Consider the following 22847-nt stretch of genomic DNA (forward strand, 5'->3'; position numbering starts at 1 on the left):
ATATTTCACCATTCTGCGGCTTGCTATGACTACCCATCGCACCTTGTACAGCCAACTTCCAGCAATCGATAAACTGTTACGTGACGCCTCATTCAGTACTTTGCTGCACCATTTCGGCCACACTCAGGTGGTGAACACCTTACGAGAGATGCTGGAGGTGGCACGGGAACACATTCGTACTCAGGAGATCCTGCCGCCCTGGAACAGCGATTGGGCAGCTCATGCGCAGCTTCAGCTTGAGTCAGGCCAGCGCAGCGCCCTATTACCAGTATTTAACCTGACCGGCACGGTACTGCATACCAACCTGGGTCGCGCATTGCAGGCAGAAGCCGCAATTGAGGCTGTGACTCAGGCAATGCGCTACCCCGTAACACTGGAATATGATTTACATGGTGCAGAGCGCGGGCACCGTGACAGAGCATTGGCGGGCCTGCTTTGCGAACTGACCGGTGCGGAAGACGCCTGTATCGTTAATAACAATGCGGCAGCCGTATTGCTGATGCTGGCGGCATGTGCCAGCGGCGAAGAGGTTGTAGTTTCACGTGGCGAGCTGGTCGAAATTGGTGGTGCATTCCGTATTCCTGATGTGATGCGCCAGGCGGGTTGCCAACTTGTGGAAGTTGGCACGACAAACCGCACGCATTTGAAAGATTACCGCCAGGCGGCGAATGAAAATACGGCGCTATTGATGAAAGTCCACACCAGCAATTACCAGGTTGCGGGCTTTACTAAAGCGGTCGATGAAGCAGAACTGGTAGCACTCGGTAATGAGCTAAATATCCCTGTTGTGACTGATTTAGGCAGCGGTTCGCTGGTCGACTTAACTCAGTGGGGATTGCCAGAAGAGCCTATGCCGCAACAGTTGATCGCTGCAGGCGTAAGCCTTGTGAGTTTCTCTGGTGATAAACTGCTCGGCGGCCCGCAAGCGGGCATTATCGTCGGCAAAAAAGATCTTATCGCCCGCATTCAAAGCCACCCGCTTAAACGCGCATTACGCGCCGATAAAATGACGCTGGCTGCACTCGAAGCGACGTTGCGCCTGTATCAACACCCGGAAACATTGGTCGAACGATTGCCGACGCTGCGTTTGCTAACCCGTAACGCCAGTGAAATCACACAGCTTGCACAACGCCTGTTGCCATCCCTTGAAGGCAAATATGGCGAGCAATTTACCGTTTGCGTAGAACCATGTTTATCGCAAATTGGCAGCGGCTCGTTGCCGGTGGATAGGCTACCCAGTGCAGCTGTGACTTTCACACCAAAAGATGGGCGTGGCGCAACACTTGCCGCGCTCACACAAGCCCTACGGGAACGACCAAAACCGATTATTGGCCGCATCAGCGATGGGCGTTTATGGCTGGATTTACGCTGCCTTGAAGATGAAGCTGGTTTCATGGAGAACCTGAACCCATGATTATTGCTACCGCCGGGCATGTTGACCACGGCAAAACCACCCTGCTGCAAGCCTTAACTGGCGTGAATGCTGACCGTCTGCCCGAAGAGAAAAAGCGCGGCATGACTATCGACCTGGGCTATGCATACTGGCCACAACCCGATGGCCGCATCCCTGGTTTTATTGATGTGCCAGGCCATGAAAAATTCCTCGCCAATATGCTGGCAGGCGTGGGGGGTATCGACCACGCGCTGTTAGTTGTCGCCTGCGATGATGGCGTGATGGCGCAAACTCGCGAACATCTCGCTATCTTGCAATTAACCGGCAAACCGTCACTAACCGTGGCCTTGACCAAAGCCGATCGGGTGAGTGATGCGCGAATCGATGAAGTCCGCGAAGCGGTGCTGGAAACACTCAGTGAATTTGGCTGGCAAGAGGCGGCTTTGTTTGTCACAGCAGCCACCAGCGGCACAGGAATTGACGAGCTACGCACACATCTACTCGCTCTACCGGAACGTGCACACCCTCGCCAGCATCGTTTCCGTCTCGCTATTGATCGTGCTTTTACCGTCAAAGGTGCCGGTCTGGTCGTGACCGGAACCGCATTAAGTGGCGAGGTAAAAATTGGTGACACACTATGGTTAACCGGTGCTGATAAACCGATGCGTGTCCGCGGTTTGCATGCCCAAAATAGTAAAACCGACACCGCTTTTGCCGGGCAACGCATAGCAGTCAACATTAGCGGCGATGCGGAAAAACTGGATATCAAACGTGGCGACTGGCTGCTGGCGGAACAACCCCTTCAGCCAGTTGAGCGAGTGATCGTTCAACTGCAAAGCCATGCACAGCTGCAACAATGGCAGCCGCTGCATATCCACCATGCAGCAAGTCATGTCACCGGGCGCATTTCTCTGCTAGAAGATGACCTCGCCGAACTGGTTCTGGATACGCCGTTATGGCTTGCAGACAATGACCGCCTGGTTCTGCGTGATATATCCGCTCGCGTCACACTTGCAGGAGCGCGCGCCATTCTTCTGCACGCCCCACGCCGCGGTAAACGCCAGCCCGCCTTCCTCGCGTGGTTACAACAGCTTAAACATGCAGAAAATGACCCGCAGGCGCTCGATATCCATCTACAACGAAGCGCCGTTACGCTGACTGATTTCGCCTGGGCGCGGCAGCTGATCTCTCAGGGCTTGCAAGATTTGCTAAACAGAACCGATTTTCTGCGCGCGGGTAATAGCCTGCTTAGCGAGGAAATGGCCGCACGCTGGAAGCAAAAACTACTCGATACCCTGGAGCGTTATCACCAACAGCATGACGACCAGCCCGGCCCTGGCCGTGAGCGTCTGCGTCGCATGGCTTTACCAAGCGAAGATGAGCCACTGGTTTTGGCATTGATTGAAAAAATGCGCCAGGAAGGATTACTCGCGAGCCGACAAGGCTGGCTACATCTGCCCCATCACAAACCGGGCTTTTCCGCAGAGCAGTTGGCAGTTTGGGAGAAAATTGACGCTCTATTTGGTGATGACCCTTGGTGGGTTCGCGATCTGGCTCGGGAAACACAACAAGATGAACAAGTAGTACGTCAGCTACTGCGTTTTGCCGCGCAACTTGGGTTAGTGACTGCGATCTTAAAAGATCGTTATTACCGTAACGATCGGATTCAAACCTTTGCTAATTTGATCCGCGAGCTGGATCAAACGCAAGGAGCCACCAGCGCTGCGGATTTCCGAGACAGCCTCGGCGTGGGTCGCAAACTAGCGGTGCAAATTCTCGAATACTTTGACCGAATTGGTTTTACCCGCCGCCGTGGCAATGACCATTTACTGCGTGATAAGGCGCTATTCCTGGCCGAGAAATAGCGTAATAAACACATCTCACCTGGCCCAATGCCAGAGTGAGACGTGTCTTTTTCAACTCATATCAGAACAACCCTAACGGCTTATCGGAGTAACTCACCAGCAGACACTTGGTCTGCTGATAATGATCCAGCATCATTTTATGGGTTTCACGCCCGATACCGGATTGTTTGTAGCCCCCAAACGCCGCATGCGCTGGATAAGCGTGATAACAGTTAGTCCACACGCGCCCCGCCTGAATGCCACGGCCCATTTTGTACGCCAGATTACCGTTACGACTCCAGACACCAGCGCCGAGGCCATATTCGGTATCGTTCGCCAGCTCCAATGCTTCTTCTACAGTTTTGAAGGTCGTCACAGCGAGCACCGGCCCGAAGATCTCTTCCTGGAAAACGCGCATATTATTTTTGCCGAACAGAATGGTTGGCTCGAGGTAATAACCCGCTTTCAGGTCACCCTCCAGTGCTTTGCGGCGCCCACCAGTCAGGACATCAGCCCCTTCTTTTTTGCCGATATCGATGTAGTTCAGAATGGTTTCCATCTGCCCTTGTGACACCTGCGCCCCCATTTGGGTACGTGAGTCCAGAGGGTTGCCACTACGGATAGATTCCACACGGCGAATCGCACGCTCCATAAAGCGTTCATAGATGGATTCCTGCACCAACGCGCGGCTCGGGCAGGTACACACTTCGCCCTGGTTGAAGGCGAACAGCGCAAAACCTTCCAGTGCCTTGTCGAAAAATGCGTCCTCTTCGTCCATCACATCAGCAAAGAAGATATTTGGGGATTTACCGCCCAACTCCAGCGTTACCGGAATTATGTTTTGCGTCGCATACTGCATTATCTGTTGGCCCACTTCAGTCGAGCCGGTAAAAGCAACTTTGGCGATACGTTTGGAGGTCGCCAGATATTCACCGATTTCACCGCCAGCACCGTTCACTACGTTGATGACACCCGGCGGTAGCAAATCGCCCACCAACTCCATCAGCAGCAGAACCGACAGCGGCGTTAAACGTGCAGGTTTGAGCACGATGCAGTTGCCCGCAGCCAGTGCCGGAGCCATTTTCCAGCTCGCCATCAGCAGTGGGAAGTTCCACGGAATAATTTGTGCTACTACACCGAGCGGTTCATGGAAGTGATACGCCACCGTATCGCCGTCCACTTCACTGATCCCGCCTTCCTGAGCGCGAATACAGGACGCAAAATAGCGGAAATGGTCGATAGCCAAAGGCACGTCGGCACCGCTGGTTTCACGGATTGGTTTGCCGTTATCCCAGGTCTCAGCCGCCGCCAGCAGCTCAATATTCTGCTCCATGCGATCGGCAATTTTTAGCAGAATATTGGCACGTTCCTGAACTGACATACCGCCCCAGCCTGCTTTTGCCTCATGCGCTGCATCTAACGCTAAATCAATATCGCCTTTGCTGGAGCTGGCTATCTCGCATAGTGGTTGCCCAGTAACTGGGGTAAGGTTTTCGTAGTATTTTCCCTCGACAGGAGCTACCCACTGGCCGCCAATGAAGTTGTCGTAACGAGGTTTAAGCTTGAGCGGGAAACCATACTCGCCCGGGATAATTCGGGTATCGGGAGGATTATTTGTCATGTGAATCTCCTTGTCGTTTGCACTCTCAAGCGTAGTCGCCAGCGGTGAATTCTTCGCCAATGTTTGAGCGCTTTACGACACAGGTCACGGATTGGTTTTTCGTTGATTAAGAGTAATCAGCCTGCAGGTTATTGGTTTTGATACATACTTAAAGTTTACCTTTTCCCGTTTCGCTACAAGGATTGCTCATGCGCCTGTTTATTAGTTTCGATGTGGGCGGCACCCACGTTAAGCATGGTTTATTCACTGAAGAGGGGGAGGTGCTGATCGCTGAAGAGTATGACACTCACTATGACCGCCAGCAGTTTCTGGATGCCTGGCAAAGTGTGGTGGCGGGCTATCGGCAGCATAATGAAATTGCCGGGATTGCCATCAGTTTTCCCGGTTATATCAACCCTCATACCGGCAATGTCCCCAAAGCGGGGGCGCTTGAGTTTCTTGACGGCTGCAATTTGCTGGAGATTTTTGGCGAACTGACAGACCTGCCCATTACCGTTGAAAATGATGCTAACTGTGCAGCCCTCGGTGAGATGTGGTTGGGTGCGGGCAATGAATATGATTCGCTGGTCTGCGTGACGATTGGTACCGGCATTGGCGGTGGCATTATCGTAAACCGAGAACTTATGCGCGGTTCGCACTTCAGGGCCGGTGAGTTTGGCGTATTGCCGGTAGGAAAATATGGTGAGGATATGCATCAGTTAGCGTCAGCCAAAGGGTTGATGGATGCATGCCGTCGCGAGATGAATATCCCGGCAGATGAGAAAATTCGCGGTCAGGATATTTTTGCCCGTGCTGAAACAGATCTGCATATTCAGGGTGTTATCGACAACTGGGTGAAATACCTGGCGCGTGGGATTTATAGCGTTGTGTCACTATTTGATCCTCAAGCGATTTTGCTGGGCGGCGGCGTCAGTACTCAGCCTATGCTCTACCCGATGCTGGAACGTCACCTGGAAGGGTTTAAGTTCTGGGATGTGCTACAAGTGCCGATTCGCCCCTGCAAGCTGGGGAATAAGGCGGGTATGCTCGGCGCGGTTTGGCTGGCAAAACAGAAATAAAAAAAGCCCGACGAATTTGTCGGGCAACGGACGATTAATGAAATATTTCTTATATACCTCTCATACTTCGTGCCACACAGGAAAAATGCGCTTACATGCTTCCAGGGTGTGGCACGGAATAATCAAGGTAACTTCTTTCTGCACTTTCGGGATGAATTCACGTTCTCAGGGGTGAATGCTTACTGTTCACCTGCAATCTCAACCACAACACGGCGGTCTGGAGCCAGGCAATCAATCAGTTGTGACTTAGGCATACCGTCTGCACAGGTGTTGCCGGTCACGGAATCACTTTCACCACGGCCTTCGGCACGCACATTTTGAGCAGGCAAACCTTGCGCTATTAATGCATCAACAACCGCTTGTGCACGCTGAGCAGAAAGCTGCTGATTGTATTGCTCTGAACCCAGGCGATCGCTGTAGCCAACAACTGTTGTTGAGCTGTTTTTCGCAGCTTGCATATCCGGGCTGTTATACAGCTGCTGGATTGCCGCATGGCCTTCTGAAGTCAGCTCAGCGGAGTTAAAGCCGAACAGCACGTCAGATTTCAGATTGAATTTTTTCACCTCAGGAGCCGCTGGCGCAGGTTCCACAACCGGTGCAATTACTGCGTCATCATGCTGGCCGAAGCGATAAACAACACCGGCTGATACAGAGCTTACATCGCTGCTGAGACCAATCTGGTTGGAGTTTCCGACGTTGCTCACCCATTGGTATTCCAGACGACCAGCCCAGTTTTTGGTGAAGGCATATTCGGTACCGACTGCGGCCAACGGGCGCACGCCAGTTTCAAAATTGCTATGACCTGCGTTGTTAACTTCTGCGCGGTAACCCATCGCACCAGCACGGCCATAAATATCCCAGTTATCAGTCAAGCCGTAGCTCGCTTTCAGAGAAAGTTGCAGGCCCTGGCTTTCCATTTTTCCGCCAGCAACACCGTTATTACCGTTGATACCCATGTTGCCCAGGTAGTCGTATCCACCTTCAACCGCTAACCATGGAAGAACTTGATAACCTGCAAATACGCCGCCGCTGACGTTGTCTTTATCGAAATCGAAGTCAGTTGCGTTGCTCACGTTATCGTTGAAATCTTTGTTGCCGCTGGCATCAAAATAGTGCGACCAGCCCATTTTAGCGCCGCCGTACCAGGTATTCGCGTCTGCCGCAGCAAATACGTTAGAAACTGCGCAAGCGTTCAGCACGATTAAAGCTACAAGAGTCTTTTTCATATATTCCCTAACATATCCCGTTTCTGAGCAAACGACCCAGAATTAAAAAGCCATAAGTTTGTCGACACGGATAATAGAGGGAGAGTTCACAGATTTGAAATTATAATAAGTTTATTTTTAAATTTTTTCTTATCAATAAGATCAATTACCAGGCACCATCACACAATGGCGTCTGGTAATTGACATAAAATGCTAGAATCACATTTTAAGTATTCTTGCTTGCGTCAAATTTTATCTGGTAATTCATTCATCTGTAATAAATAACCGCCTCTTTTAAGCTCGAGATGATTCGTTGCCTTTAAAGCAAACAGGACATTAAGAACACTGCTGCGTGATAAATGTGTTCTTTCTTGTATATATTCAAGAACTGAAACACGCATTCTCGTCTCCAATGGCAACTGGATGATTTCCTGAAGATGGTTGCAAATAACTGAATAGGTACGCTGCTGAACCACCAAATCATCTCGATAAAAGAGATAACTATTAAAGTAAGCTAATGTAATAGATACGTCACGCCACAGATTTTGTTGGTCGAATATTTCCATAGCTTTTTTAGCACTGACGCGCAATATCGTTGAATCAGTATCGACGCGCAGAATATGGCAGCGCAGGGTTTGCAGTGATTCAGCCAGACCAAACAAATGCGGATCGTATGCACCGGCAATCACCAGCCCATCGGTGGCGCGCAACACCGACAACTCACCCTGGATAAACAGATAGAGCTGCGCTTCGCCTTTATATTCCCAATGCAATCTTTTACGAGGCACGACTTTCATTTCTGTGCTGAAAGGCTTCAATGCTTCAAGCAAACGCCCAATGGATTCATCCGGTCTGACGGGTGCAGATAACGGCATAATTTTTCCTCGGTGAATGAGTTCGTTATGATTATAGGCATCATGCCAGAAGTTTAAAATTAAATAAAAGCTGTATTGAGCAAGATGCTTTACCAGGGCATCATCGCAAATGTAACAATTGAATATCCAGAAACAATTTATACTTAGTTGAAATAATAACATACATCATTTAAATTTAAATTTAATTAAATATCCACTCGCCAAATTAACGTCTCCCCTCTACCTTTTCCGGTTCCCATCTCACCGGAAATTACTCTTATGTTCTTAGATTATTTCGCACTGGGCTTATTATGCTTTGCCGCTCTAGTCGTATTTTACGGAATAATTGTCATTCACGATATCCCCTACGAAATCGCCGTTGAGCGCAACCATCCTCATCAAGACGCTATTCACGCTGCCGGATGGGTCAGCCTCTTAACGCTGCATGTGTTATGGCCTTTTATCTGGATTTGGGCAATGTTGTACCGTGAAGACCGTGGCTGGGGCTTTCGCGCCAAAGAAAATGACACCATGGTACAACTGCAAACCCGCCTCGCTTTGCTTGAAAAAAAACTCGCCGCTCAGAGTGCCAATAGCCCGAAAGACTTGCCCCATTCAGACTAATTAAATGACCAGGAAATATCGTGGAATTATTACTGATCCTTATTTACGCAGCCATTTGTATTTGTATATTCAAACTATTCAAAATACCCCTGAATAAATGGTCAGTGCCAACCGCAATATTAGGTGGGGTTATTCTGCTGAGTGGTTTAGTCCTGACGATGAATTACAACCATCCGTACACTGAACGCGCGCAGATGCTAACCGTGACGGTGCCGATTATTCCTGAAGTCCAGGGTACGGTCATTGCAGTCACCCCTAATACCAATAAGATGCTGAAAAAAGGTGATTTTCTTTTCAGAATCGACCCCACGCCTTACCAGTCAAAAGTCGATGTGATTAAAGGCGAAATTGAAACCGCACAGCAAAATGTTGAAGTGCTCAAGGCCCGACTTGCCGCGCAAAACGCCGATATCGAACAGTACAAAGCTAATCGTGACCTGGCGTTAAAAGATGCCAACCGCTACCGCGAAGGCAGCCGCGACCGCATGAAAAGCCCGTTTACCGATCAGGAAGTGGTGACGGCGCAAGAAAACTATCTTGCGACTCAGGCGCAATGGCGTTCAGCACAATCGAAACGCGACCAAACCAAAGCACAGTTGGCCGCTCTGATCGGGGGCGAAAACGCTACGGTATATAAGCTCAAATCCAGCCTGAAAGAGGCGCAATATAACCTCGACAGAACCACCGTTCGCGCTCCAGACGCGGGTTACGTCACGCAGGTTTTACTCAAACCGGGCATGTTCTTGCGCCCGCTGCCGCTGCGCCCGGCAATGGTATTTGTGCCACTGCAAAAAACCGATATTTATGCGGCATTCCGCCAGAATTCAGCACTGCGTTTACACGCAGGCGACAAAGCCGAAGTGGTGTTTAACGGAATTCCTGGCAAAGTTTTTCCAGGCACGGTGAAGCAGATTTTGCCGGTGGTTGCCAACAGTAGCTTCCAGGCTCAGGGATTCTTGCAGGGATTGAGTCAAAATCCGGGTCTGGATGGTATTTACGCTGACATTTCCTTAGACCCTAACCCTGAGATTAAAGCGCTACCGAAAGGCACAACCGCCCAGGCGGCGGTGTACACCGACCACGTTGAGCACTTGTCGATTCTGCGCAAAATCCTGCTGCGCATGACGAGCTGGACGCATTATCTCTATATCGATCACTAACTTTATGACATAGCTCTCGGCTGTGTTATCCACCTTTCCAGGCATTACACCAATGCTGATGGATATCATCCTCCAGTCTAAAAGAACAAAACCCAGAATGACTGGGTTTTGTTCCTGGACTCAATGGGGATTATCAGTTACCTGTTGGTACATCGGCACTAGCAGCGGCGTTATACTGCCGGCCAATTTTTGCTCTCAAATCTGGATTACGTTTTTGGAGCTTATTATTTACCACCAAATAACCGGTAAATAAGCCGAGGAACACAACCAGAGAGAACCACTCCGCAACACCAATTTTGGAAAGCACAATCCCGAAACCAGCAAATATTGCCGTGAGTAGAGTCATGACTAGCACAGTCTGGCGAGCCGTTAAGCCACTACGCATTAAAATATGATGTAAATGATCGCGGTCAGGATGGAAAGGGCTATGTCCACGGCGAATGCGACGTACCATGATAGTCACCATATCCATCAGTGGCAGAGCTATTACCCACAGAGCCGTAACGGGAGCCATCACAGCTTCGCCACCCTGGCTTCCTAGTATCACCAGCCAGAGCATCGTAAAACCAATCACCATACTTCCAGCATCACCCATAAATACTTTGAAGCGTTTATTCCCGATTAACCCCATGTTGAGCATTAAATAAGGGATTAAGGCAACAATCATCAAGAAACACCACATGGCGCGCAAATGAGCACCCGCCAGTAGGAAGACCACCATCAAAGCTGCAAAGGTTGCACTCGCAACGGAGCCGAGTAGGCCATCTACGCCATCAACCATATTAAAAGCATTGATTGCAGCCCAGGTTGCAAAAAGCGTCACCAGATAACCGACTGGACCGAGTACGAGTTCGTACCCACCCAACACATGGCCAAATGTCTGAAGGTATAGACCATCAACCATAATCACAACTGCGGACAATGCCTGGATAAACACGCGTGGTATCACCGGCAAGTCAAAACGATCATCGGCAATACCGACAAGCAGCAGTAGCGAGATGCTCACTAAGTAGGGAATAAAATGTGTTTCTGTGTGTGGTAGAACTTCAGGCCAAAAGAGGAAAAAAATCACTATGGCACAGTAGAAAGATATCCCACCGACTAATGGAATTTCTCCTTTGTGTTGCTTACGCCCACCGGGCTTGTCAACCAGACCACACTTCAAGGCGAGCTTACGAGCGATAAGGAGGGCGGTCATCGCTGTTAAGAACATAATGATAACTTCGATACTCATGGCAAGACCTTATTTCTTTTTAGCAAAGTTGCCCCTATGGAGAATGTAGAAATTTCCACAAAGTATTAGAGAAATTCATTAGATGTGTAGGACTGGTACGATAGCCACACATTTTATTAACATAGGATAAATACGAAAGTAGCGCCATTATATTACGTCTAAATTTTCAGGTCAAAATCATAATTCCTGAAAGGCATTAGCCTGAAATATGTTTAGCTACGTTACTATTTTTCTTGTTATTTTATATTTTTCAAATAAAACAACACGTTAAAAACAATCTCTTTATTGCTCATTGTTTTCCAAAACTACCCATATATTAATTTTTTAAAACCATCAAATAATTAACGCAGCTTTTTCTTGTGTTTTTTTCTTCATGCTCGTCAATATATCTTAATTATAATGGAAAACTTTAAATCTCTAGCCGTGATCTGGAGTTCCGGGACAAAAAAATGAAGATTCGTACTCGCCCTTCTTCTCGCTTGCTCATCATCAACAATAGCGGCGCGGTGCTGTTATTTCGCTTTTCTCATCGTGATGATGCACTGGAAGGAAAGGTTTATTGGGCAACGCCCGGAGGCGGCCTTGAACCCGGTGAATCATTTGAACAAGCAGCCATTCGCGAGCTACACGAAGAAACTGGACTCGTAAGGCTTGAGTGCGGGCCATCTGTCGCACAACGCACATTCATGATGCAACTACCGAGTGGTGAAACCGTACAGGCTGACGAGCGCTTTTATGTCATCAATGCTTCTGAAAGTGAACTTTCGCAGGCGGGTTGGAGTGAAAACGAAAAACGGGTGATAAGTCAGCAGAAATGGTGGACGCAATCAGAGTTGCTAGAGACTGGCGAAGTGATATTCCCTGAGGGACTGACAACGATTTTGGCAGAAATAGTAGATGATGAAGAATCAGAGAGTTAAAAATATAAAAGGTGGGCCACAGTAAAGTTTGCCCACCTGATAACTACTTCTTCTTATTGAGCATCGACTTTAAATCTGCAAACGGATTGTAGGTCGCTTCACCCACGTCTTTCTGTGCATCTTCGCCCGCGACTACGGTTGTGCCGTATTGGTCAGCTTCGGTGTACTTTGAGTGCTCATGATCGTGGCAATACAGGCACAGAAGTTCCCAGTTACTGCCATCTTCCGGGTTATTGGTGTGATCATGATCGATATGGTGAACCGTCAGCTCGCGCAAGTTTGAATACACAAACTCACGCGAACAACGCCCGCATACCCACGGATAAATTTTTAACGCTTTCTCACGATAGCCGCTTTCCAGCCGCGTATAGTTTTTTGGGATCAGTGCCATGGACGTTAATTACCTGCTTAAAAGTGTAGGGCTATAGAAAGAGTTTAAACCCCCTCTTTATCAATCCCCAAACGTTTCATACGTGAAAGCAACGTCGTGCGTTTTAATCCCAATCGCTGTGCCGCACCACGTGGGCCAGCAACTACACCGTTGGTTTCTTTCAGCACACGCAAAATTCGCTGCGCTTCATCTTCACCTTCACGAAACTCTTCACTTGCCACCATCTGCGTCGGTTTTTCTTCAGGTTGACGATATTCCATCTCAGGCAAAGAAAGATGCAGCACATTGCCACGAGTTAATAGCACCGCACGTTCAATCACATTTTCCAGTTCACGTACATTCCCCGGCCAGTCCATACGGCTGAGCGCGCGTAAGGTTTCGGCCGGAATACTGTCAATATTACGGTTCATGCGATGGGCGATTTTGAAGGTGAAAGATTTCACCAACAGCGGAATATCTTCCGGTCGCTCACGTAGTGGTGGCAACATAATCGGGAACACATTCAGGCGATAATAGAGATCGCTTCGGAATTCACGCTCACTCACCATCTCTTTCAGATTGCGATTGGTGGCGGCAATCAGGCGTACATCGACCTGCTGAACTTTGTTGCTGCCGAGGCGTTCAAATTCCTGTTCCTGTAGCACGCGCAGAAGCTTAGGCTGTAACTCCAGCGGCATATCGCCAACTTCATCAAGGAACAGCGAGCTTTTATCTGCCAGTTCAAAACGCCCGATACGCTGAGTGTTTGCACCGGTAAATGCGCCGCGCTCATGACCAAACAAGTCGCTTTCCAGCAACCCGGCAGGCATCGCCGCGCAGTTAATTTTCACCATACGACGGCTGTTGCGTTCGCTTAGATTGTGAATTGCTCGAGCAATCAGCTCTTTACCCGTACCTGTTTCTCCTAGAATCAACACGGTACTGTCGCTTTTCGCTACCATCTCGACTTGTTTAAGCACATTCGACATCACGTCGCTGCGGCCAATAATCTCACCAAAATCACTGGCGACATTATTGATTTGCTCGGTGAGATAGAGGTTCTCGTCGACCAGGTTTTCTTTCAGGCGATTGATTTCCTGATATGCCAGCGCGTTATCTACTGCAATAGCAATACGTTCGGCAATCTGGCGCATCAGCTTGAGGTTTTGCGGAGTAAAGATGCCCGCTTCACATTGCGCCAGCTTCAGCACACCCACAATGTTATTGCCAAAGGTGAGAGGCAGCAGGCAAAGCGTCTGAATTTGATTGCCCCACATTTCAAACAACATGCGCTCATATGGCGCGAGCTGGTCACCGTGATGCAAATTCAATAGCAGCATTTCACCGCTTTTGAATACCCGTTCAGAAAGTGTCCCCCCTAAAGCGACATCACTCTGATCGTGGATCGGCGACTGCTCTTTCACGAAATGGGTGGAATAGACAGTAAGCCGATCTTTGCGGTTTCCGCGCAGCACAATACTTATCGAGTCTATCGAGAAATAGTGGTGAATCTCGTTGGCGATCTCGCTTATCAGTTCATCAAGATCGAGCTTAGAAAGTACCGCGTTTGTCACTGCCACCAGGATACGGAAATCGTCACGTTCGCGGCACAGTTGTTGGTAACCAAGGTTTGAGTCGATACGGTTTTGGATTTGTTCCGCAGCCAGAGCCACAACATGGGCCAGGGTATGCATGCGGTTGAGTTCTTTATCTGTCCAGGCAATATCGTTGTCGCGAATAAATTCGCAGCCGCCAAAGATTTTCCCTTCTGCGGCCAGCGGCAACAGACAGTAACGACCAAAGGGGGCGTACAGTTCAAGGTTCATCACCTGTGGCCAGGTGTCATTGAACTCTTCCTGAGTACAAATCAACGCCTCCGGGCGCGAAAGCACACGCCGCACCGGCCCATTGGCCAGCACCATTTCATCTTCGTAATGCAGTTCTTTGCCGTGTTTGTCCATGCCATAGAAGGCCACACGCTGATGTAGCGGATGATAAAGCAGAATATTCACTCTGTTCGCCAGCGCACCTTGCTTTGCCAGTTGGGTCAGGCAATTGGCAAGTGCCGGGAGATCAGGTTGCTGCAACAGGGTACGCGTAATATCAAATAGGCCCTGCTGCCCGAGATCGCTCATCGGTGTGTATGGCATTTTGCTTATCCAAAAAAGAGACCCGGTGAGTTACCGGGTAGGGAATATATTGATCATACAAATAGCGCTCGACGCTTTAGTGTAGCCAGGGCGGCACACAGCGCACTTGGCTTAGGTCAACAAATGCGTGGCAGCGGCTCTGAATGCGGCAAGTCTAATGTCCGTTTTACACCATATAGCCCGGCAACACGTACACCTTTACGTTCAACAACATCACCAATAATTGCCGCATCCTGACCTAAAGGATGAGCACGCAGTGCCGTCAGTACCGCGTCAGCAGCTTCACGCTCTACTGCGATAACCAGTTTACCTTCGTTGGCAAAATTAAGCGCATCGAGGCCAAGCAACTCACAAACACCACGCACCGCCGGGTTCAATGGCAGCTGACTTTCAGCCACTTCCATTCCACAACCACACGACGCTGCAAACTCATGCAATACAGCATTCACGCCACCGCGCGTCGCGTCACGCAACGCTTTAACGCCGGGAATATTCAACAGTGGCGCGATTAGAGGTGCCAGCACCGCACAGTCACTGATCAGCGCACCTTCCAGACCCAGCGATTCTCGCAGATTTAGGATAGTCGCTCCGTGGTCACCCAGAGTTCCACTGACGATCAGCACATCACCCACGCCGATCTGTTGCGTGCCCCAGTTCAAACCTACGGGAATTGCGCCAATCCCAGCCGTATTGATAAACAGCTTATCTGCCGCTCCACGCTGTACAACTTTGGTATCACCAGTAACCACCGCGATACCGGCCGCTTTTGCGGTTGCAGCCATGCTGGTGACCACACGTTCGAGCGTTTCAAGCGGCAAGCCTTCTTCAAGGATAAACCCGCAGGATAACCAGCGTGGGGTTGCACCGCTCACTGCTACGTCGTTCGCCGTCCCGCAAATGGCTAACTTGCCGATATCACCACCGGGGAAAAACAGCGGGTCGATAACATAGCTGTCGGTTGAAAATGCCAGGCGATCTCCACTCGCAGTGAGTTCAGCCAGCGGTAAACGCGCCTGATCTTCTTGCTCTGCAAGCCAGGGATTATCAAACGCCTGCATAAACAAGTCAGCTACCAATTTTTGCATTGCCTGGCCGCCACTGCCGTGGGCCAATTCAATAGTTTTCATGCTTCACTCTCCTGGCTGCGATATTGATACCAGGCAGCACATGCCCCTTCAGATGACACCATCAGTGCGCCAAAGGCATTTTGTGGATTACAGGTTTTACCAAACATCGGACATTGATGCGGTTTACAGCGCCCGGTGAGCACATCGCCACAACGGGCAAGCGGGTCGTCGTAAACTTGCTGCGGTGCGGGTTTGAAATGATCTTCCGCATCAAACTGACGATACTCGTCAGTCAGTTGAACGCCGGAATCGCTTATAGTGCCAAGCCCACGCCATTCGGCATCACCACGTACGGTAAAGACGTCTGCGATAGCTTCCTGCGCAAGGCTATTACCGGCATCCGGCACCACACGTTTGTATTGGTTCTCCACCTTGCTGTTTTGATGGATTTTTTGCTCAACCAGCATCACCACGCCTTGCAGCAAATCCAGTGGTTCAAATCCAGCAACCACTAGCGGGCGCTGATGCTCGGTGGCAATAAAGTCATAGGCTTCAGTGCCAATCACCATGCTGACGTGGCCGGGCGCCAGGAAAGCATCAATGCCGTTATCCGGCTGCTCCAACAAACTACGCAGCGTGGGAATAAGCGTAATGTGCTGGCAGAAAAAGTAGAAATTATTGATGCCCTGCGCTTTCGCTTGTTTGAGCGTAATAGCAGTGGTCGGCATCGTTGTTTCAAAACCGAGGCCGAAAAATACCACTTTGCGATCCGGGTTCTGGCTCGCAATAGCCAGAGCGTCCATTGGCGAGTAAACCACGCGCACATCTGCGCCACGTGCTTTCGCCTGCATCAGCGAACCGTTTTTACCCGGCACACGCATGGCGTCGCCAAAGGTACAAAAAATCACTTCCGGATGGCTGGCGATTTCAATGCACGCATCAATGCGCCCCATCGGTAACACGCACACCGGGCAACCCGGTCCGTGGATAAATTCGATGTTTTCCGGCAGCAACTGGTCGAGGCCAAACTTAAAGATAGCGTGAGTATGGCCGCCACAGACTTCCATAATGCGCAGAGGACGTTCTGCCGTGTAAGTCAGTTTTGGGGCGCGTTCACGGAGTACATCAATAAGCTGCATGACTTTTTCCGGCGCACGGTATTCGTCAACGAAGTGCATCATCCGCGTTCTTCCCCAAACAGCAGACCACCAACATCGGGTTCCACTTCAAACATGTTTTGCAGGGCATCTAAGGTGTCGCGAGCTTCTGCTTCATCAATAATCGCCATTGCAAAACCAACATGAACCAGCACCCATTGGCCAATTTGCGCATCGCCCACCAGCATCAGGTTTACATCGCGTTTGATACCACACACATCTACTTTAGCGCTGCCGTCTGGCAGTTTTTCAACAATCTGACCCGGAATGCCTATGCACATCGTTGCGTCTCCAGCCAGTTGAGCCACTCATCCATACCTTCGCCACTGGTCGCAGAAACCAACAAGATTTCAATATTCGGATTCACCTGGCGGGCGTAGTCGAGACACTTATCAACATCGAACTGCAAATAAGGCAGCAGGTCGATTTTGTTGAGCAGCATTAAGGAAGAAGCGGCAAACATATGCGGATACTTAAGCGGTTTGTCTTCGCCTTCGGTCACCGAAAGCACCGCTACTTTGTGGCGTTCGCCAAGATCAAAACTCGCCGGGCACACCAGGTTGCCAACGTTTTCGATAAATAGAATCCCGTTACGCTCAAGCGGCAAACGCTGCATGGCATCACGAATCATCTGCGCATCGAGATGGCAGCCTTTACCGGTATTCACCTGAATGGCTGGCGTACCAGTAGCACGAATGCGTTCGGCATCGTTCACGGTTTGCTGATCGCCTTCAATTACGGCACAAGGCACATTACCGTGCAGGCGTTTTAAGCTTTCAGTAAGCAATGTGGTTTTACCGGAACCCGGGCTTGAAACCAGGTTAAGCACCAGCTGTTGCTGTTTCGCAAACTGCTCACGGTTATAAACAGCGAGCTGGTTGTTTTTATCCAGCACGTTGAGTTCGATTTCCAGCATACGGCGCTGAGTCATGCCCGGCGCATGGGTGCCTGCGGCACCGTGGCCATAATGCAGATCGCCCTGCTCATCTGCCGTTGGGGCAAATTTAACGCCGGTGATTGGCGTTAAAGCGCGTGATGCTGGCGCGAAAGGTGCACTACGGAAACCAGAGTGCGGATTGCGCTCGTCGCCTTCTATATACAAGTTGCCTTCAGCGCAACCACAAGTACTACACATGATTCGTCTCCTCCACTTCCAGACGCTTAATCTGCACGCCATCGTCTGCCACTACGCGTAAATTACTGCCTTCGCACAACGGGCAGCGCCGTACCAGCTGGGTTAACAAGGTGATGTGTTGCTGGCAGTCGTAACACCAGCATTCCGCTTCTTGTTGATGAATATGAAGCTGGCAGCCTTCGGCTAATGTGTCGCGGCACACTAATTCGAAACAGAACTCCAGCGCGCTTTGCTCAACGCATGAGAAAGCGCCTACTTCAAGCCAAACACCAGTAACGCGGGTGGCGCCGTGTTGGCGGGCTTGAGCTTCGATGAGTTCCAGTGCGCGTTGGCAGAGGGTGATTTCGTGCATATTGCCTCCGGGGATGTCTGCTGGAGGTAATGCAAGGATGATGCCAGGGTTTATATCCATTTCTCTGACAGACCGAATTTATTCCGTTCACTGAAAGTTTACCGATCCCTGAACTTACCGAAACGGTGAACGAATCAAGGGTGCTACCGCAGCACCCTTGATAATCCCGGCTCCCGGCATCTAAATCGCCGCTTCGCGGTAAACCTTCGTTTTTCCTTTCAGTCTCTGGGTCGGTTGTGATGCGCTCCCGGCGATCACAACCTCTCGCCGTTCCCGACGGCGAGACCCGCTCCTTTTAGTCAATACGAAGGCGATTTAAGCCGGACTCAAAGGTCAACGTCAAAAGCTAAAGATAGCACGGAGCCGGTTTTGACCTTGTTCCCGGTATAAATTGCCCCAGCGTTACCCATAAGTCAGGGTTGAGCTGCCGTCCGCCGTGAAAGAGAGCGATCGCCGGGAGCGAGTCGCGAACGACCCTGAACGTTGGGGATAAGCTGGGGTTTACCGCGCAGCGGCAATTTAATCACCGGGCGCCGGGGTTGCCAGGGGGCTGGCGTGAGCCACCTGGCACGTTCACCGTTCGCAGATATATGTAAGATCGGAGAACTGTCGGGTGAACGGAACACCACCTTACTCAGCATAAACAATGCTGACATTCCCCCGTCAAACATGACGAAATGACATGTCATCCCTGTGCCTATTTGTATCCTATTAATACAAAACCCAATAATTTCAGCAAAATACAACATTGGCACGAAACGTGCTCTGTAGACGCAACAGCAAAAACAGAGTGATTTAATAATGAACATTTGGGAACTGAGCGAAAAAGCCGAATACATTGCCGACAAGCACCAGCGCTTGCTCACGCAATGGCAACATTACTGCAATAGCTTGATTCAGGGCATCACCCTTTCTAAAGCGAAACTACATCACGCCGTAGGGTGCAATCCTGATGATTCCCTGCGCTTCTTCTTATTTGACCATTTCGTCATTCACGTGCGCCTCGCCGAAGGCTTCAATAGCCACACCATCGAGTACTACGTTGAGAAGCGTAACGGTGAAGATAGAGTGTTGATTGCTAAAGCAATCCTTGATGACGAAGGCCGCGTAGACAACAGCATCAGTAACCGTAACCGTGAAAGTGTTCTCGAGCATTACCTCGAAAAAATTCATCCGGTATACGAAAGCTTGTACAGCGCCGTTCACACCGATACTCCGGTATCGATGGGGCAGCTGCAACAAAGCGCTCAGGCCTGATAGCCATGTTGGGTGTCGAAAACTGTCGAAACGACAGCCGTCGGCACAGTTTCGTCAAAAATGATGATGTGCTCTAAGGATACTTAGGTGAATCGCTTTATTATCGCCGACTCCAAACTTTGCATGGGTTGCCACACCTGTGAGGCGGCTTGCTCTGAAACGCACCGTCTGCATGGCCTGCAATCCATGCCTCGCCTGAAAGTGATGCGTGACGCGAATGATTCCGCGCCGCAAATGTGCCATCACTGCGAAGACGCGCCTTGCGCTGGCGTCTGCCCAGCTAATGCCATCACCCGCGTCGATGGTGCGGTACAGCTCAATGAAAGCCTGTGCGTAAGCTGCAAACTATGCGCTATCGCCTGCCCATTCGGCTCTATTGAATTCTCGGGCAGCCGTCCCATCCATATCCCGGCAAACGCTAACAGCCCGAAAGCGCCACCTGCGCCTCCGGCTCCTGCTCGCGTCAGTTCGCTTATCGACTGGGTGCCAGGTGTTCGTGCCATCGCTGTGAAATGCGATATGTGCAGTTTCGATGAAGATGGTCCAGCGTGCGTACGCACCTGCCCAACAAAAGCGCTGCGCGTGGTGGATAACAATGACATTGCCAAATCCAGCAAGCTCAAACGTGAACTGACTTTGGGTGCGACCCTTGGCGATCTCACCCTGTTTACCCAGCCTGAGGTGAAAAAATGAGTGCTTTTGTCCTGATTCATTGGGCGCTGATGGGCTTTCTGCTAAGTGCGATTCTGGCCGGTATCACGGCATTTAATAAACCGCTGAGCGGCGTTATTGCTGGCCTGGGTGGTGCAATTAGTTCCGTATTGGTACTGATTGCCGGTTTCGATGCGTTAACCGGGTTTACCGGTATGGCGCAAGTTTGGCAGTTGCATCTACAGCTCAACGCCTTTAACGGCATCTGGCTGGTAACGCTGGGTCTGCCCGGTCTGTTTATCTCACTGTTCAATATCGACTGGCATCGTCATCACGCCGTAAAAGCCAATGGCTTGCTGGTGAACCTGGTGATGGCCGCAGCCGTAGCAGCACTGGTGGCCGATAATATCGGCATGTTAGTTGTGCTGGCAGAAATCGTCGCACTGAGCGGCTACTTCCTGACTGGCTGCCAGAAATCCGGGCAGTTGTGGTTTGCGCTGGGCCGTCTTGGCACCGTGCTGCTGGCGGTTGCGTGCTGGTTACTGTGGAAACAGTACGGCACGCTGAGTTATGCCGAATTGCACCTGATGACCAACGGCGCGCCGATTAGCTCTGTTGTCTGGCTGCTGGGTCTGGTTGGTTTTGGTTTGATGGCGGGGATTATTCCGCTGCACGGTTGGGTACCTCAGGCACATGCCAACGCTTCTGCTCCAGCAGCGGCGCTGTTTTCAGCTGTCGTGCTGAAAATTGGCCTGTACGGCATTATGAGTTTCTCACTGATCAGCAATGTTATGCCGCTGTGGTGGGGCATTCTGGTGGTCATTCTGGGGATGATTACTGCGTTTATTGGCGGTCTGTATGCGCTGATGGAACACAATATCAACCGCCTGCTGGCTTACCACTCTCTTGAGAATATCGGCATTATTCTGCTCGGTCTGGGCTGCGGCATGATGGGCCTTGCGCTGAATGAATCCACGCTGGTTGCACTCGGCATGATTGGTGGCCTGTATCACCTGTTCAACCATAGCGTATTCAAAACTACGTTGTTCCTTGGCGCAGGCGCGGTTTGGTTCCGTACTGGTCATCGCGACATCGAAAAACTCGGTGGTATTGGCAAGCGTATGCCGCTGATTTCCATTGCTATGCTGGTGGGTTTAATGGCAATGGCAGCACTGCCTCCGCTCAACGGTTTTGCTGGCGAATGGGTCATTTACCAGTCCTTCTTCCACCTTGGCACTTTGCCGCTGTTTGTCGCTCGCTTCTTAGGCCCATTGTTGGCTGTAGGTCTGGCGATTACTGGCGCACTGGCTGTGATGTGTATGGCGAAGGTTTATGGCGTCACCTTCCTGGGTGCACCGCGCACACCAGAAGCTGAAAATGCTACCTCTGCGCCGTTCCTGATGAACCTGAGTGTGGCGGCCCTTGCCGCATGTTGTGTGATTGCCGGTGTTGCTGCTCCTTGGCTGATTCCTCTGTTGCAGAACGCGATTCCATTGCCGCTGCAAACGGCTAACACCACCGTTTCACAACCGATGATCACCCTGCTGCTGATTGCCAGCCCACTGCTGCCATTCATTTTGATGGTGATTTTCCGTGGCGACCGTCTGCCAAACCGCACACGCGGCACGGCCTGGGTCTGCGGTTACGACCATGAACAAGCAATGGTCATTACTGCGGGTGGTTTTGCTCAGCCAGTAAAAGCGGCGTTCGCGCCACTGCTGAAACTACGCAAAACCCTGAACCCAGTGAAATGGGTGCCTGGCTGGCAGTGTGATTGCCTTGCCGGTACGTTCCGTCGCCTGGCAATGATCGAACTGGCCGTGTTGCTGGTTGCGGTTTGCGCTTAAGGAGCCTGATATGAATACCATTTTCTTTTCGTTGATTCAGGCGCTGGTGTTATTTGCCGTCGCGCCACTGTTGTCCGGTATTACCCGTGTCACTCGCGCCCGTATGCACAACCGCCGTGGGCCTGGCGTGATGCAGGAATATCGTGACCTGTTCAAATTGTTCAGCCGCCAGAGTGTGGCACCAGCCGCCTCCGGCTGGGTGTTCCGTCTGATGCCGTTTGTGATGGTTGGTGTGATGCTGACCATTGCTACTGCGCTGCCAGTCGTCACGCTCTGGTCACCACTGCCTTCACTGGGTGATTTGATAACCCTTATCTACCTGTTCGCCATCGCGCGTTTCTTCTTTGCCATTGCAGGCCTGGATACCGGTAGCCCGTTTACCGGCATCGGTGCCAGCCGTGAAGCGATGCTTGGCGTGCTGGTTGAACCGATCCTGATTCTGGGACTGTGGGTTGCCGCACAAGTCGCAGGCAGCACGCACATCAGCAATATCGCATCCACGATTTACCACTGGCCTGTCGCGCACAGCTTAACGCTAATTCTGGCGCTCGCCGCCTGTGCCTTCGCCACCTTTATCGAAATGGGCAAACTGCCATTCGACCTCGCAGAAGCCGAGCAAGAGTTGCAGGAAGGCCCGCTGACCGAGTACAGCGGTGCGGGTTTTGCCGTGCTGAAATGGGGGATTTCCCTCAAGCAATTGGTCGTACTGCAAATGTTCGTTGGCGTGTTCCTGCCATGGGGCCAGATGAGCGAATTTAGCTGGGGCGGCCTCGTCATTGCGCTGGTTCTGGCGGCAGTAAAACTGGTACTTGGCGTGCTGATTATCGCGCTGTTTGAAAACAGTATGGCGCGTTTGCGGATGCTGGAAGCTTCAACAGTTACCTGGGCCGGTTTTGGCTTTGCCTTTTTAGCCTTCGTCTCCTTGCTGGCGGCGTGATTTAAGAGAAT

At 50.8% G+C, this 22847-nt stretch carries 21 protein-coding genes; 10 read left to right on the plus strand and 11 right to left on the minus strand.

The features are described 5' to 3' along the window. Window positions 1–25: 25 nt before the first annotated feature. Together selA and selB are read left to right on the plus strand one after the other, a co-directional pair. Window positions 26–1414, plus strand: coding sequence for an L-seryl-tRNA(Sec) selenium transferase (selA, locus tag LVQ76_RS12745; RefSeq protein ID WP_232921792.1), 1389 nt, complete (start codon window positions 26–28; stop codon window positions 1412–1414). Further along, window positions 1411–3258: a selenocysteine-specific translation elongation factor gene (selB, locus tag LVQ76_RS12750; RefSeq protein ID WP_232921793.1), complete on the plus strand. Its 1848-nt coding sequence runs from the start codon at window positions 1411–1413 to the stop codon at window positions 3256–3258. Before selA ends, selB begins: the two co-directional genes overlap by 4 nt. Before the next feature lie 61 nt (window positions 3259–3319). On the opposite strand, the gene exaC is transcribed toward selB, so the two are convergent. After that, window positions 3320–4858: an acetaldehyde dehydrogenase ExaC gene (exaC, locus tag LVQ76_RS12755; RefSeq protein ID WP_034460449.1), complete on the minus strand. Its 1539-nt coding sequence runs from the start codon at window positions 4856–4858 to the stop codon at window positions 3320–3322. A 188-nt stretch (window positions 4859–5046) separates the two neighbouring features. Here exaC and LVQ76_RS12760 point away from each other — a divergent pair, with 188 nt between their 5' ends. Next, a complete protein-coding gene (locus LVQ76_RS12760; RefSeq protein ID WP_064514544.1) occupies window positions 5047–5916 on the plus strand; it encodes an ROK family protein in 870 nt (289 codons plus the stop codon). Window positions 5917–6095: 179 nt separating this feature from the next. Here the strand turns inward: LVQ76_RS12760 and ompA are convergent, their stop codons facing one another. After that, on the minus strand, window positions 6096–7142 hold the full coding sequence (ompA, locus tag LVQ76_RS12765) for a porin OmpA (RefSeq protein WP_232863870.1): 1047 nt from the start codon (window positions 7140–7142) through the stop codon (window positions 6096–6098). A 224-nt stretch (window positions 7143–7366) separates the two neighbouring features. Next, entirely contained in the window at window positions 7367–7996 is a 630-nt protein-coding gene (locus tag LVQ76_RS12770) for a helix-turn-helix domain-containing protein (RefSeq protein WP_151993757.1), read from the minus strand. Between the two features lie 258 nt (window positions 7997–8254). On the opposite strand from LVQ76_RS12770, the gene LVQ76_RS12775 reads away from it, so the two are divergent. Both LVQ76_RS12775 and LVQ76_RS12780 read left to right on the plus strand, forming a co-directional pair. Next, window positions 8255–8599, plus strand: a complete 345-nt coding sequence (locus LVQ76_RS12775; RefSeq protein WP_232904888.1) for a DUF3302 domain-containing protein — start codon at window positions 8255–8257, stop codon at window positions 8597–8599. A gap of 20 nt (window positions 8600–8619) precedes the next feature. Continuing rightward, window positions 8620–9759, plus strand: a complete 1140-nt coding sequence (locus LVQ76_RS12780) for an HlyD family secretion protein (protein ID WP_232921794.1) — start codon at window positions 8620–8622, stop codon at window positions 9757–9759. A 133-nt stretch (window positions 9760–9892) separates the two neighbouring features. On the opposite strand, the gene wecA is transcribed toward LVQ76_RS12780, so the two are convergent. Further along, window positions 9893–10993, minus strand: coding sequence for a UDP-N-acetylglucosamine--undecaprenyl-phosphate N-acetylglucosaminephosphotransferase (gene wecA / locus LVQ76_RS12785; protein WP_232921795.1), 1101 nt, complete (start codon window positions 10991–10993; stop codon window positions 9893–9895). A 455-nt stretch (window positions 10994–11448) separates the two neighbouring features. Here wecA and LVQ76_RS12790 point away from each other — a divergent pair, with 455 nt between their 5' ends. After that, window positions 11449–11913 carry an NUDIX hydrolase gene (locus tag LVQ76_RS12790; RefSeq protein ID WP_232904967.1) on the plus strand — a complete coding sequence of 155 codons (465 nt, stop codon included), beginning with the start codon at window positions 11449–11451 and terminating at the stop codon, window positions 11911–11913. Between the two features lie 43 nt (window positions 11914–11956). Here LVQ76_RS12790 and yajD read toward each other — a convergent pair whose 3' ends face one another. The 7 genes from yajD to hypA form a co-directional block, all read right to left on the minus strand. Further along, window positions 11957–12304, minus strand: a complete 348-nt coding sequence (yajD, locus tag LVQ76_RS12795) for an HNH nuclease YajD (RefSeq protein ID WP_034460453.1) — start codon at window positions 12302–12304, stop codon at window positions 11957–11959. Between the two features lie 44 nt (window positions 12305–12348). Then, a complete protein-coding gene (gene flhA, locus LVQ76_RS12800; protein WP_232863874.1) occupies window positions 12349–14433 on the minus strand; it encodes a formate hydrogenlyase transcriptional activator FlhA in 2085 nt (694 codons plus the stop codon). 116 nt (window positions 14434–14549) lie between these two features. Further along, complete coding sequence (hypE, locus tag LVQ76_RS12805; protein WP_232863875.1) at window positions 14550–15560, minus strand: hydrogenase expression/formation protein HypE; 1011 nt, start codon at window positions 15558–15560, stop codon at window positions 14550–14552. Continuing rightward, window positions 15557–16678 carry a hydrogenase formation protein HypD gene (gene hypD / locus LVQ76_RS12810; protein ID WP_232864025.1) on the minus strand — a complete coding sequence of 374 codons (1122 nt, stop codon included), beginning with the start codon at window positions 16676–16678 and terminating at the stop codon, window positions 15557–15559. The genes hypE and hypD overlap by 4 nt, the downstream gene beginning before the upstream one ends. Further along, the gene (locus LVQ76_RS12815) at window positions 16678–16938 is read right to left on the minus strand and encodes a HypC/HybG/HupF family hydrogenase formation chaperone (protein WP_034460456.1); all 261 of its coding nucleotides are present in this window, start codon (window positions 16936–16938) and stop codon (window positions 16678–16680) included. The genes hypD and LVQ76_RS12815 overlap by 1 nt, the downstream gene beginning before the upstream one ends. Then, window positions 16929–17792: a hydrogenase nickel incorporation protein HypB gene (gene hypB, locus LVQ76_RS12820; RefSeq protein ID WP_232863876.1), complete on the minus strand. Its 864-nt coding sequence runs from the start codon at window positions 17790–17792 to the stop codon at window positions 16929–16931. Before hypB ends, LVQ76_RS12815 begins: the two co-directional genes overlap by 10 nt. Continuing rightward, the gene (gene hypA / locus LVQ76_RS12825) at window positions 17785–18144 is read right to left on the minus strand and encodes a hydrogenase maturation nickel metallochaperone HypA (RefSeq protein WP_034460458.1); all 360 of its coding nucleotides are present in this window, start codon (window positions 18142–18144) and stop codon (window positions 17785–17787) included. The genes hypB and hypA overlap by 8 nt, the downstream gene beginning before the upstream one ends. A gap of 801 nt (window positions 18145–18945) precedes the next feature. Between hypA and hycA the strand changes: the two genes are divergently transcribed. The 4 genes from hycA to LVQ76_RS12845 all read left to right on the plus strand — a co-directional run bounded on the left by hycA (window position 18946) and on the right by LVQ76_RS12845 (window position 22836). Beyond that, entirely contained in the window at window positions 18946–19401 is a 456-nt protein-coding gene (gene hycA, locus LVQ76_RS12830; RefSeq protein ID WP_232863877.1) for a formate hydrogenlyase regulator HycA, read from the plus strand. Between the two features lie 87 nt (window positions 19402–19488). After that, window positions 19489–20094, plus strand: coding sequence for a 4Fe-4S dicluster domain-containing protein (locus LVQ76_RS12835; RefSeq protein WP_232863878.1), 606 nt, complete (start codon window positions 19489–19491; stop codon window positions 20092–20094). Then, window positions 20091–21899, plus strand: coding sequence for a formate hydrogenlyase subunit 3 (hycC, locus tag LVQ76_RS12840; RefSeq protein WP_232921796.1), 1809 nt, complete (start codon window positions 20091–20093; stop codon window positions 21897–21899). The genes LVQ76_RS12835 and hycC overlap by 4 nt, the downstream gene beginning before the upstream one ends. Before the next feature lie 10 nt (window positions 21900–21909). Further along, window positions 21910–22836, plus strand: coding sequence for a respiratory chain complex I subunit 1 family protein (locus tag LVQ76_RS12845; protein ID WP_232863880.1), 927 nt, complete (start codon window positions 21910–21912; stop codon window positions 22834–22836). Window positions 22837–22847: the final 11 nt, after the last annotated feature.

This window comes from Buttiauxella cochleicola (genome assembly GCF_021283185.1).
Taxonomy (GTDB): Bacteria; Pseudomonadota; Gammaproteobacteria; order Enterobacterales; family Enterobacteriaceae; genus Buttiauxella; species Buttiauxella massiliensis.